Below are 12729 nucleotides of genomic sequence, written 5' to 3'. Positions count from 1 at the left end.
TCCTGCCACTGCCCATCAGTGGTCGGGTTTAGTAGCCCGGTTTACGTCTCGGCGCACGAGTCTCATCAGTCAGGCATTGCCTGTTCTCGATGGTGGCTGTGCGCATGGCACCTTCGGGTGCGCCGGGTTTGACGTAATCACCGGTCTACTAACTTGCGCACAGCCGCCACCCTTTCGTTTAGTAGCGAGAGGGTTGCGGCCTAATTGAGAGATTACGTCAATGTTCAAAATTACCCCGAACCCGCCAGAGGCAGGTTCCACTTCCAAATCCGCAAAATCCAAAGCCAAGCAGCACGACGAAACCACCAAACGTGTGCTCGATCACTACTTGCTACCGAAACCGGATAAACCCAAAGACGACCCCAAGCCGGGGCAGCTATTCACCGTCGTGAAAGGCCTCGATAACGAATGCCTGCTCGCCAACCTTAGCGAAACCCTAGCTTCGGCTGACGCCATGGTGAGTGACCTGGCGTTTGATCTGGATGGGGCACGGCGTCATGTGGCGCTGGGGATTCAGCAGTTGATTGAGTTGAGTTCGTTATTGGCGAATCGGGTATTGGATAACGTGGAGCCGCGGCAGTAGGATTTATTCCTAAACGGAAAAACCCGACGTTTTGCGTCGGGTTTTGATTTTTCTATCCGTAGGAGTAGGCGAATAACTCTAAATTGCTTTCAAATTTTTCTTCTGCACTTCATCACCTTCCTAGCGGTAGGCCACAAGCGGCCGGAAGCATCCCTTCGCGCGTGCGAGCTTTGAGCCGATAGCTGCCCCGCTCACCGAAATCCAAATCTAGCAGTTCGGAATTCTGTTTCGATGGAAGAAACGTTGCCCGGCCAGCCCATCAGCCGCTATGGGGCAATAAAGCCTTACTCACTGAAAAATCACCGCAGATTAAAAATCAATTTGTCTGCCGCCGGTTTGAGTTTCCGTATCATTCTGACCGGCAACCATAGCCGAAGCACTAATTGCATTTTGATTCGCCCAATCACGAAGTTTAGTAAACTCGTCTTTACGCATTTTGCTCATGGGCACTAAACGCGAAATAGTAGTTTCAAAATCAGCCATGACCAGGTCGCTTACATCACCAGCGTGATTCATCCGCCGCGAGAATGCCTCAAGCAGCGACTCCCCAACCCAAGCTTCGATTTCAGCACCAGAAAGCACTATATCTTTACCAAAATTCGACTCTCCCCCTAGAGCAGCCAATCGATCCAAATCGAATTTTTCTGGATCTCGCTTCAATTTCTTCAGGTGTATTTCAAGTATCTTCTTTCTTTCTGATGCCGACGGGAAGTCAACGAAGAATATTTCGTCGAATCGCCCCTTCCTCAACAACTCCGGAGGTAAGCTGTTGATGTTGTTAGCGGTTGCGAATACAAAAACAGGCGCCGTTTTTTCTTGCATCCAAGTCAACAGCGTGCCAAATACGCGTGTTGCCGTGCCACCATCGGATGATCCTCCGGCAGAGCCGGAAAGTCCTTTTTCAATCTCATCGATCCATAGAATGCAGGGGGAAATAGCTTCGGCAGTACGTAGTGCGGAACGGATATTGGATTCCGAAGAGCCAACTACCCCTTGGAATATTTTTCCCATGTCCAAACGTAATAAGGGCATATTCCATGACGACGATACGCATTTCGCCGTTAGAGACTTACCGGAACCAGGAACTCCAGTTAAGAGCAAACCCTTCGGAGTTCCGACTCCGAATTCCTTAGCCATCTGCCCAAAACACTGGCTGCGCAAATGGAGCCATTTTTTAAGCGTTGCCAGGCCTCCTAAATCTTCAAGACTTACCGCTGAATCGACGTACTCCAAGATACCTGTTTTCCGTATGATTTGCTTTTTTTCGGAAAGCAGATCCTTTACTGTACTCTCATTCAAACCCAGACTGGATACCAATGAACGAGACAAGTTATTTTCAATTTCCAACTCCGTGAGACCCAGAGCGGCATCAGTGAGTTTATCTTTGGCTGCGCTGGAAAGATCAATCTTTACGTTATTGCTACCTTGCCAGGAATTAACGAATGCATTTATCTGATCTTTAACCTCATCTCTTGATGGCAAAGGAAAATCAATCAATGTGATTTCCTTCTGAAGATCATTGGCAATTTCAAAGCTGGGTGCCACGACAATGCAATTGCTGCGATATCCACGCGAGCGGATATTTATAGCTAAATCTCGCAGCCGACGACGATAGACAGGATTTGAGCTTGAGGTAAGGTAGTTATGAGCATCACAAAAAACAAAAATATTCTTGCTGCCCTCCTCCTTCGCTCTTTCTTCGCAAAAATCCAAGGCCATTTTCAGATCAAAGGTTTTATCCCCAGCCACGACGCCATTTATTTGGACTCCTAGCGTCGAGTTCCAAACAAACAAACGATGGCTAAGCGCTTTGGCGATTTCAGAAATCTCATTGAGCGCACGCTCTTCCTCGAACGTCTCGATAACCAAAATCGCATAACGTGCCTTGAGGTAATCTGTTATTTGCTTGGTACGGTCCATGCCTATTATCCCTGCACCTGAACTGAGTTACACATGTATCGGAAGACCGGTTTTGGTAACGCCAGAATTTGAAACAACAAACTCGACTACTCTTCCAGTACGAAAAAAATTAATATCGACCCTGTCGCTGGCTTTGATAATCTGCTTGTGCAGATAGGGATGTTTCGCGTTATGTCGATACCGACCAGCCAGCGTCAAGTCTACGGTTTTAACAACTCGCACCATGGATTCATTCTGGAATATTTCTTTTGGCGTATAGCCCGTATAAAGTATCCAGTTTTTTTCGCCATTGACGGCATGTATTAATTGCTCCAAGGCTGGCGCCTGGTCGAGCGGCTCCCCCCCAGAGAGGGTAACCCCAGCGATATCCAGCGCATTTATCCTCTGTGCCAATTCATGAACAGACATCAGCGTACTCGCTTCACGAGGGTGAGTACTCTGATTGAAGCATCCCTTACAATTCAGCGCGCAACCTTGCACCCATAACGTCAAGCGTAACCCGGGGCCGTTAACTCGGCTCAACTCCATATGGTGTACATTGATTTCCATTTAGAAATTCGCGCTGAGAATTTGAAGGGTTTGCTCTTCATGGACTACGGTATATTCCGGCTTCCACTCAGTCACAAGCTCCGCAGCAGGGCTAGAAAGAAGAGATTCAAGCTCTTCAGTAAGCTTTGTGCAAATATCCCCTTTTACACCGCGCACTTCCTCCGTAATTTCATCACCGGTAAAGGTGACATAAATACTGTATTCATGGCTAGGTCCAAACTCAATCTCGAACCCTTGAGGAGTTTCTTTCATGCTCGCTGGAACACCTGATGCTTCTATGCGCTTGATAGTTTCATCAATGGCTACGCTGATGTACGCTTTCTGAAAGCTTAAAGCCAAGTCAGCCATGATCGCTTCATCGCCGACCGAAACAGCTTCCCGTTCGATGAGGAGTTTGTAGGAACCCTCCTCGATCCTGCAAACAAACAGATTGAATTTATCGGCCGTTTGACCACAAACAGCCCTAAATTGCTGCTTGCCCATATAGCCTATTTTGCTTAATACCTTTTTACTGAAGTCGCTGGCAAATACCGAAACCAGCCCAGTCGTTGGGACAAGGCCCATCTTGCCGAATGCTTTGGCAATCGCCTCTTCATCAACATAAGAAAATTCAAACTTTGTGCAATGAGACATTGTTAAAGCTCCAACCTGCGACGAGGAACATCTTCTTCGGCGTTCTGGATAGCAACCAGGACGTCAGGCGCAACCTCAACGTTGCGCATGGGTGCCTTGGATACAGGCGCAGCTTCAGGCGCAAAAGTTTTCGAAATCGAGCTTGAAGTTCCAGAGTTGACAACCACTCGACGTCTTTGTGCTGCCGGTGACGCACCACTGTTGCCAAGGAGACTCGCATCAATCGCCTCCAACAGCTTTCTTATTACCAGGGTGGGACTTGACGTGAGTTTGTCGTATAGTCCGATGCGCAACAAAGCATCGGCTCCATCAATGAATTGCAATTTAACGAAGTAATTTTGATTTTCATCGCCAATGACGCCAATGCGCGCGACTTGATCCAGATCCCTTGACAGTTTTCTCCAAAATCCCCCATCAAACGACGCTACGGTTAGTTTTGTCGCCGTTGCAGCAAAAGCATTGCTACCAACTTCAACCGCGCCTGCATCAAAATTCTGGTAGCTGACCAGAATTTTCTCACCTGCAGGAAATCCCAGAGCGGTTGTCAAATATTCATTTGTCGAAGAATCGATATCGGCGTGAAACTTTAAGCTTTTTGATAAAACATAAAGACTAAAGAGGCCTAGCAGCCCATAACCTACTGCATTCAGCGCATATTCCGGCGCAAGAAATACAAAAACCGCAAAAATAAAGACAATGACCCCGTAACCATAATTTATGGCCGTCGTTGTACTGAGCCTTTTATTTCTATAACCCTGAAAGGTTTTGCCAGGAATATATTTTTTTGAAGGTGCAAATAGCACGGTGCACGCACTAAAAAAAATCAGACAAATGAGCCCCATTGCAGCCTGGCGCTTTTGCCCATTTTGCAACCCGTCAAGAAACACCCACGCACCGGTAACGATGAAAATCGGCAAGGATGCCAGTACTGCAAGTCCCGTTTTCTTTCCTTTGGTGGCCATCATCATGGCCCACATCGGGATAGTCTTTATCATTCACGAACCTGCTAGAGTTAGTGCAGAAGCAAGGCTGGCTGGAGGATGCGGCCACGGGTGGAAGGTCAGCCATGGCGTGCGCTATTAGGAAGCCGAGACTTATCGAACCATCTGCCGGCCCCCAAGAGACAAAATCAAACCACCGCATAATCGATCAATAGCTTTTTTCCTCCTTCGATACGCTGAAGCGATCCCAGGTTGCGAAAGAGCGATTGCGACCACTCCGTACCAGGTCATCGAAACCATCGCTACGACTGCCAGCATCGCCAAAAACGTGCTGGGTGAAACCTGGGGCGGGGCTGCCGCTGAGAAAATAGCGGCATAGAAGGCCATGGATTTCGGGTTGCCAATGTTTGTAACGACCCCCTGAATGAAGGACTGCCGAGCGTTTGCGACGATTGCACCATTGCAGGGGGCAAACGCGCTCTTCCCCGCCTTGAGCAGCAGCCGGAGTCCAAACCACATCAGATAGGCTGCACCCAGGACTTTTACGATCAGCGCCGCCCAGGGGAACGCAGCAAATACGACACCGATACCTGCGATTGCACAGGTGGCCCAAAACATATTGACCAATACGATGCCTGCCACCAGGGCCAAAGCTTCTGACCGCGTAGCCGCTACCGCTTTGTGGGCTACTGCGACGAAATTTGGCCCAGGAATGACGACACCGGCCAGGTATACCAAAAAGACTGTCAAAACGGCGGGACCATCGATCATGTGCATTCCTTTGCGAGTTGTGTGGCCGGACACGGTCATCATTCAGTTCAAAGCCGTCCGCGACTCCAACGTACAACGAAATAAAAATACGATACAGGGCTTTTGAGCCTCGTGGTGTTTTTACACACTCGCCTCGTAAAGTGGCAACCAGACCGAGCCCTGTCTATTGTCTTTGGCGACGTATAGCCATTGGAGGCATGGACATGACTCAGAGCACTTCGCCCGCCGCTTCAGCCGTGCGGAACACAGGCACGGTAGCCACGACCCTATGGGGCTCGGACACCGTCGCAGGTATCGCGGTCGATCCGGACGGTAACATCTGGCTGGGCGCTTATAGTCGCTTGGGATTAGGGGGCGAGGAGGATTCAGGCTTTACCGGCAGCCTGGTCCGGTTCAATGCCGAGGGTCGCCTGGACCGCAATTTCAGTGGCGACGGCAAGTCCCTCCTCCCCGTGTCGCTCGATATCGAGGACGGCGGTAATGCCGCGGTGCAGCCGGGAGGTGGCTACCTGGTGGCGCAGTACGTGAAAGTCGGCGACGCCTGGGTGTCGGGCGTCAGTCGCACCTTGGCCGACGGCAGCCTCGACACGAGTTTCGGCAATGGCGGCACCGCGACAGTGCCCTTCTACTGGAATGACAATCTTGGCCAGCAAGCGTCGTTCTCCGTGCAACGCGACGGCAGCTTTTTCGCAAGCGCCGGGTATCCCTCCGGGGAAATCTATATCGCTCGCTTCGACGCGACGGGAGCCTTGGTCTCGTCTTTCGCGGAGGCTGGGGTCCTGCACCTGCCGGCGTCCGTCGGCATTCACCCCGGCGGTACCTTCGACGTTTCGTTGCAGGAAGACGGCAAGGTATTGGTCACGGGGCAAGATACCCTGACCCGCCTCAACCCGGACGGTACGCTGGATAGCACCTTTGCGAATGGGGGCAGCCTGGCCCTGGATGTTCATGCAGACGCGCTCGTCATACAGGATGACGGCAAAATCCTGCTGGCGGGCGCCTCGGGCGGCGTGGCGAGCGTCATTCGACTCAACGCAGACGGTTCGCTCGATACCGATTTCGGTGATCAGGGCCAGGTGCGTTGGGGCTCGGAAAGCGCTCCCTTCGCAGTCGCCGACATGGTCGTGCGGGCCGACGGCAAGCTGTTGATTGGCGGGAGCCAAGGCACGAGCGCGGACGGCTATCTGGCCGCCCTGGTCCAGTTGAACCCCGACGGCCGCCTGGACCACAGCTTCGGCAATCCCGACGACGGCTATCACCACCTCGACGGAGGCCGCGATGATGACTTCTTGCTGGGCACCGCGTCGTTCGACGATGCGATCCTTGGCGGGGCCGGTAACGATCTGCTCGATGGCCAGCAAGGTCGCGACCTGCTGACGGGCGGCGCTGGGGCCGATACGTTCCGTTACGAGACAGTCACCGACAGCTACCGAACCACAGCCACGGCCCATAGCGATCGAATCACCGACTTCGACCCCGGCTCCGATACGCTCGACCTCTCCTCCCTGGGCTTCCTCGGGCTGGGTGATGGACATGACGGAACCCTGGCGATACGCGTCAATGAAAGCGGGACGCGGACCTACCTCAAGAGTTTCGAGGCCAATGCGCAGGGGGAACGCTTCGAAGTGGTCTTCGACGGCAATGTGGGTCAAGCGCTGAATGAAACCAACCTCCTGTTCCAGCAAGCCAGGTTGGTGGGCACCGAAGGGGCCGATCAATTACAAGGCAACGCCCGAGGGGAAATCATCGAAGGGTACGCGGATGACGATCGCCTTTTTGGAGCGCTAGGGAACGATGTATTGATTGGCGGAGAAGGCCGGGACTTATTAACGGGTGGCGGCAACAGCGATGTGTTCCGCTTCGACGCACTGAGCGACAGTTACCGTACCGATACCGAGAACCACGCTGATCGCCTGATGGACTATACCGCCGGTGAAGACACGATCGATGTGTCCGCCCTGGGCTTTACCCGGCTGGGGAATGGCTACAACGGCACGTTGGACGTGGTTTTCAATGAAGCCAGGAACCTGACGTACTTGAAGAGCTACGAAGCCGACGCCTCCGGGGCGCGATTCGAATTGAGCCTGGTAGGGGATCACTCCGGTTACCGTAACTTGGACATCACCTTCGCGCCCTCGGAAGAAGAAGTTTTTCAATTGGTCGGCGTGGCTGGCTCCCAGGTGTAGCGCGGCCAACAAACGAGAAAGGAGCAAAAACCCAACAGTCCGAGCAAGGCTGCCAAAGAGAGGCACGTCAAAAAGCAGCAGAGTTGAACCGTCGAAACGACTCACAACCACTGCTTGGAGACCTGACATGACTCACTTCAACCCAACCCCTGATGAAGTTGCAGGCAAAGTAATCCTGGTGACCGGTGCGGCCAGCGGTATTGGCAGAGCCATTACCGAGCTGCTCCATGCCCGCGGTGCCAAGGTGATTGCCGAAGACATCGACCCGTCTGTAAACGACCTGGAGCGAGACGGCATCGTGCCCTTCGTCGCGGACATCACCGTGGATGGCTCCGCTGAAAAAGCCGTCGCCCTGGCCGTCGGGACGTTCGGCAAGCTGGACGTCCTCGTCAATAACGCTGGCCGAATTCTCTACAAACCGATCGTGGAGATGACGCGCGAGGACTGGACGTGGCAGATGGAAACCAACGTCACCGGCGCCTTCTTGCATTCTCGCGAAGCGATGAAGGCAATGATGGAAAACAAATCCGGGGCGATCGTGAACATCGCCTCCTACGCCTCGTATTTTGCGTTTCCCGGCATTGCCGCCTACACCGCTTCCAAAGGCGCCCTCGCCCAACTGACGCGCACCCAGGCGCTTGAAGCCATCGAGCACGGCATCCGGGTAAACGCCATCGGCGTCGGCGACGTAGTGACCAACCTGTTGAACCATTTCATGGACGACGGCCGCGGTTTCCTGGAAGAGCACGGTAAGTCGGCCCCCATCGGCCGGGCGGCGGCGCCAGAGGAAATTGCCGAAATCGTCTCCTTCCTCGCCTCCGAACGCGCCAGCTTCATCGTCGGGTCGGTGGTCATGGCTGACGGCGGCATGAGCATTCCCGTGGGCTGATGCTGGTCCTGATCCGCGCGGTGCGGCGTTGTCTGCACCGCGCTTTTTTTGGACACCGCGATGACGAACGCATCGGGAAAGGGCTCACCTGCGATAGTGGCTCGGCGTCACGCCCACCTGGCGCTTGAAGACTTGGGAAAAATGGCTTGGGCTGCTGTACCCCACGTCCAGGCCGATATCGATAATGCTGCGATCCGTCTCCAACAGGAGCTGCCGGGCACGGGCCATTCTCAGTCGGATGAAAAACTGCGAAGGCGAGTGCCCCGTCGCTTTCTTGAACAGCCGACTGAAGTGGAATTCGCTCATGTCAGCGGCTTCGGCCAACGCCCGCAAGCTGAACTCCTTTTGCAGATTGCCTTCCATGTCCGCCAACACGCGTCGCAATTTATAAGCGGGCAAGGCATTGCGACGGGCGATATCGTCCGCCGAATTGTCCAGGTACTCACGGGCGAGGTGAACGGCCAGGCACTGCGCCAATCCCTGCAGAAAGAGTGCGCTGCCCCCGTGGCGAGTGGTCAGTTCCGTGCGGAACTGTTCCAGCAGCATGGACAGCACGTCGTCACGACCACCCGACACCTCGCGCAAACGGACAGCACCAGGGCCGCCGAGCGTCTCCTGAATGACTTTCTCCAGCAGCGCGATGCCCAGGTAGATATGCATCACGACAAAAGCGTCTGCGCCAGACACGTTCCAGCGCATTTCGTAGGGCTCAGCCGATGTGGTCAAAAAGAAATCGCCCTTGGACACGACGCTGGTTTGCCACTCGCCACCCAGGCTGCGTTCCTGCACCGCCGCGGTGCCCGACATGATCCACACCAGCAAGGGCTCAGCGACGGCTGGGACGATAAAGCCTTCCTCCTGAGGCTCGCGGTTGAATATCTGCACCAACACGTCGCGGCCGGCCAGATCATCCGAAGCCGCCAAGCGCTCGCCGCGAATATAAGCCTCCAGCCCTTGGGGAGAGGTTCGTTCTATTGGCTTCATGTTCATCAACGCCCCTTTATCGTTACCCCTCGGTCAGCGCGCCTGACGTTGAAAAATCTATTCCTAAGCGACACCTTTCATGCGCCAGTACACCGTCGCTGCCATCACCAGCACGGCAATCACGACCACAAGACCTTGGTGTTGCAGCGTGTGCCAAGGCAGCCGCCCGACCCGAAGTTTAACGGCGCGCCATGCTCGGGCCCAGATGGAAACCTTACCGCCGCTCAGCGCTTGATTCGTGAAAAAGAGGATGCCGAGGAACACCGTGACCGTGCCTCCCCACCGCAGCGACGCAGCGCCGCCGGACCCTACGTACGCCAAAGCGGCGGTCGCTGCGCTGGGAAGGATGTGGCGCAGCAACAGCAGCCCGGCGCCCTGTCGGTACCAACAGCGCGGGATCAATTTCTGGCTGAGCAGCACGTCCAGGCGGGCCGCTGCCACGGCCACCAGCGTCCATATTTCGTAGGCCTTCATGCCGACCCAGTTCACTACGATCATCAGCAATGGCAATAAAATCACCGAGCCCGGTCCATCCCTTCTCATCAGACCGGTGAACACCGACGTGAACAGCACCACGGACAGCGCCACCCACAGGAACAGGTAGATGCCTCGATAGCTTGTCGGGGGTAGCCAATCCCGCCAATTGTCGACGGGTTGCAACCCAAGCTGCTCGGTCACCTCTGGATACTGATATTCGATCGTTTGAGCGAGCTGGGCAAAACGTTGCCAGTCACCGCCGTCAAAGCCATCGGCCAATTCACGGCGGTCACCGTCCGCCATGGTTTTAAGCAGCAGAGCGGCCGGCTGACCCTGGATTTTATCGGCGTCGAACCTGGCAAGGTCCGCCCGCACAGACTCGGCAAAGGCTTGCGCCTCGCACCGTCTGATCAGGCGGTCCCAGCGCCAATATTCACAAGGCAGCGTGGCCTGGGCTTCATCCCACCCGATGACCTTGCACACCCCATCGAAAAAGGCAGGCGACCAACCTTCCGCGGACTCGAGCCAGTCCAGAACGTTCTGCTCGAACCGCTGGCGGCGTTCGAACGGCAGCAGCCAGTCACTGGCCAGCCAAACGCGAAGCCCGTCCATTACCTGGCGGTCCCGGCCCTCGGCCAACCATTGCTGCATCTGGTGAAGAGACGGCTCGGGCGGGCTGATGGGCGTTGGGGCGTCGATATCGTCCAAATAAATGGCGAGAGCGGGCGCCTGCACAACAGTGGGAGATGAGTCCGGGGTTGGCTCGCTGACATCTAGCGAAACATAGCTGTCCTCATCATCAGCCTGCGCGCGCCACTGTGCCTCGGCCATGGTCGCCTCGTACGCTTGGCGCAGGCGCTGAAAGTCATCAGGGTTTTCGTCTGGACGATGAACTTTGAGCAGCCGTGCATAGGCGCGCTTGATACTGCGTTCGTCCGCGTCGGGGGCAAGACCCAGCATTTGCCAATGGCTCATGACTTACCTCTCCATCTCGAAGTGGGCAAGGCGCTGGCTGATGTCCCCTCGGGCTTCGCGGATCCGGTGTTCGTCCTGGGTGTCGAGCATTTGCTGGAAGTGGTTCGCCAGCGCGGCAATATAGTCTCGCCCGTCGCCAAGACTTTCCTGATAGAGGCGGTCCAGCCGAGCCAGCAGCAGCGTATTGACCTGCTGGTCCCGTGGATGCACTTTCAATGCTTCAAGGGCGGCCAGCCGTCGGGCGATTTCTTCAGGGTCCAGCACGCCAGGGTTGTTCTCGATGACCAACCGGCGGGTTTCGCCGTTGATGGGCAGATGCACCTGGGCTTCGAGCAGGCCGTTGTTATCGTAAGTGAAGCGCACATCCAGGGTGATCTCCCCGGCCTTGCGCGGCGGCACCGGGATTTCCAGCTCACCGAGAAAAATATTGTTGGCCACCAAGCGACTTTCGCCCTGGTAGATACCCAGCCTGACCACTTTCTGGTTGTCGCTGAGGGTCGACACGTTACGGGAGCGACTCACCGGCACCACCGTGTTGCGCTCGATGATGGGCAAGTAGTGACCGCTTTGGTATTGGTCGCCTAGCTGTACCGAGGTTTCGATGCCCAGCGTGTAGGGGCAGACATCGGTCAGCACCACTTCTTCCAGGGAAGCATGGCGTGCTTTCAATGCCGCCTGGATAGCCGCGCCCTGCGCCACGACTTCGTCCGGATTGAGCTGCATCGCCGGGATCCGCCCGAACAGCGTCGCCACCAATTTGCGCACCAGCGGCATGCGTGTGGTGCCGCCGACCAACAATATTTCGTCCAGGTCCGCGACTTTGATCCGGGCATCACGCAGCGCGCGTTCGATCGGCGCACGCAGGCGATCCAATAACGGCTGGGCGATGTTTGCCAGATCGCTCTGGGTCACTTCCAGGCACCACTCACGTGCCTGCTCGCGCAGCACAAAGGGCGCAACCGGCGCCTGACCCAAGGCATGGCGAACACGCTGCGCCTCGCGCCGCAATCGCTGCGCCATGCCGGGCTGGGACGTATCAGGGAGATCGGCGGCGCCGATGCTGGCGATGAAGTGTTCGACGAGTCGATCGTCGAAATCTTCGCCACCGAGGAAGTTGTCGCCGGCACTGGCGCGCACCTCCATGACCCCTTCGAACAGCTCCAGAATGGAGACGTCGAAGGTGCCGCCACCCAGGTCGAACACCAGGAAAGTGGCCTCGTCCCGCTGTTGCAGGCCGTAGGCCAACGCCGCGGCGGTGGGTTCGTTGATCAGTTTTTCGACCTTCAGGCCCGCCAGTTCTCCCGCAATACGCGTGGCCTTGCGCTGGGCATCGCTGAAATACGCCGGCACGCTGATCACCGCTTCGAGAACGGGCACGCCCAAGGCACGCTCGGCGTCAGCCTTGAGACTGCGCAGCAGCATCGCCGAAAGCTCCTCCGCGCGGTAGGCCCGCCCGCCCAGCAACGTTTCACGGGCACTGCCCATGTAGCGCTTGAACAATGACGCGGTGAGGTGCGGATGGGTGTGCAGCCTTTCCCGAGCGATATCGCCGGCGATCAACTGGCCATCGTCGTCGAGGCCAACGACGCTCGGGGTAAGAAGATTGCCAAGGGCATTGGGCAATAGCCGGGCGTGTTCGCCGTCCCAGGCCGCCACGAGGCTATTGGTGGTGCCCAGATCGATACCTATGATCACTGTCACTTTTCCTTGATTGACACGGTCGGCCAGCAGAGCACCGCATTTCGGCTCAGTCAATACTGATGCGGAAGCGGTTCGCGGATTCATGACCGGGGGTATCGGCGGCGTGGGCGGTGGCTTTAG

Annotated in this window: 11 protein-coding genes; 3 read left to right on the top strand and 8 right to left on the bottom strand. The window is 55.8% G+C overall.

What is annotated here, in order from left to right:
* Positions 1–220: 220 nt before the first annotated feature.
* Positions 221–583, top strand: a complete 363-nt coding sequence (locus M8Q45_RS08560) for a DUF6124 family protein (protein ID WP_249874314.1) — start codon at positions 221–223, stop codon at positions 581–583.
* A 309-nt stretch (positions 584–892) separates the two neighbouring features.
* On the opposite strand, the gene M8Q45_RS08555 is transcribed toward M8Q45_RS08560, so the two are convergent.
* The 5 genes from M8Q45_RS08555 to M8Q45_RS08535 all read right to left on the bottom strand — a co-directional run bounded on the left by M8Q45_RS08555 (position 893) and on the right by M8Q45_RS08535 (position 5397).
* The gene (locus M8Q45_RS08555) at positions 893–2503 is read right to left on the bottom strand and encodes a Ycf46 family AAA ATPase (RefSeq protein ID WP_249874313.1); all 1611 of its coding nucleotides are present in this window, start codon (positions 2501–2503) and stop codon (positions 893–895) included.
* A gap of 27 nt (positions 2504–2530) precedes the next feature.
* Complete coding sequence (locus M8Q45_RS08550) at positions 2531–3031, bottom strand: 4Fe-4S single cluster domain-containing protein (protein ID WP_249877296.1); 501 nt, start codon at positions 3029–3031, stop codon at positions 2531–2533.
* A 21-nt stretch (positions 3032–3052) separates the two neighbouring features.
* Positions 3053–3685, bottom strand: a complete 633-nt coding sequence (locus M8Q45_RS08545) for a DUF2997 domain-containing protein (RefSeq protein WP_249874312.1) — start codon at positions 3683–3685, stop codon at positions 3053–3055.
* A 2-nt stretch (positions 3686–3687) separates the two neighbouring features.
* The gene (locus M8Q45_RS08540; RefSeq protein ID WP_249874311.1) at positions 3688–4680 is read right to left on the bottom strand and encodes a hypothetical protein; all 993 of its coding nucleotides are present in this window, start codon (positions 4678–4680) and stop codon (positions 3688–3690) included.
* Between the two features lie 99 nt (positions 4681–4779).
* A complete protein-coding gene (locus M8Q45_RS08535; protein WP_249874310.1) occupies positions 4780–5397 on the bottom strand; it encodes a LysE family translocator in 618 nt (205 codons plus the stop codon).
* A gap of 203 nt (positions 5398–5600) precedes the next feature.
* On the opposite strand from M8Q45_RS08535, the gene M8Q45_RS08530 reads away from it, so the two are divergent.
* The gene (locus tag M8Q45_RS08530) at positions 5601–7583 is read left to right on the top strand and encodes a M10 family metallopeptidase C-terminal domain-containing protein (protein ID WP_249874309.1); all 1983 of its coding nucleotides are present in this window, start codon (positions 5601–5603) and stop codon (positions 7581–7583) included.
* Between the two features lie 127 nt (positions 7584–7710).
* Entirely contained in the window at positions 7711–8472 is a 762-nt protein-coding gene (locus M8Q45_RS08525; RefSeq protein ID WP_249874308.1) for an SDR family NAD(P)-dependent oxidoreductase, read from the top strand.
* Positions 8473–8556: 84 nt separating this feature from the next.
* On the opposite strand, the gene M8Q45_RS08520 is transcribed toward M8Q45_RS08525, so the two are convergent.
* From M8Q45_RS08520 to M8Q45_RS08510, 3 genes are all read right to left on the bottom strand, one after another.
* The gene (locus tag M8Q45_RS08520; protein ID WP_249874307.1) at positions 8557–9456 is read right to left on the bottom strand and encodes an AraC family transcriptional regulator; all 900 of its coding nucleotides are present in this window, start codon (positions 9454–9456) and stop codon (positions 8557–8559) included.
* A 63-nt stretch (positions 9457–9519) separates the two neighbouring features.
* Entirely contained in the window at positions 9520–10908 is a 1389-nt protein-coding gene (locus M8Q45_RS08515; RefSeq protein ID WP_249874306.1) for a J domain-containing protein, read from the bottom strand.
* Positions 10909–10911: 3 nt separating this feature from the next.
* Positions 10912–12603 (bottom strand): Hsp70 family protein, encoded by a 1692-nt coding sequence (locus tag M8Q45_RS08510; RefSeq protein ID WP_249874305.1) that lies wholly within the window; start codon positions 12601–12603, stop codon positions 10912–10914.
* Between the last annotated feature and the right edge of the window lie 126 nt (positions 12604–12729).

The sequence above is a fragment of the Pseudomonas sp. T1.Ur genome (assembly GCF_023516725.1).
In the GTDB taxonomy this organism is placed as follows: domain Bacteria; phylum Pseudomonadota; class Gammaproteobacteria; order Pseudomonadales; family Pseudomonadaceae; genus Aquipseudomonas; species Aquipseudomonas alvandae.
The sequence above is the reverse complement of the archived record's forward strand: the minus strand, read 5'-3'. Positions and strand labels throughout refer to the sequence as shown.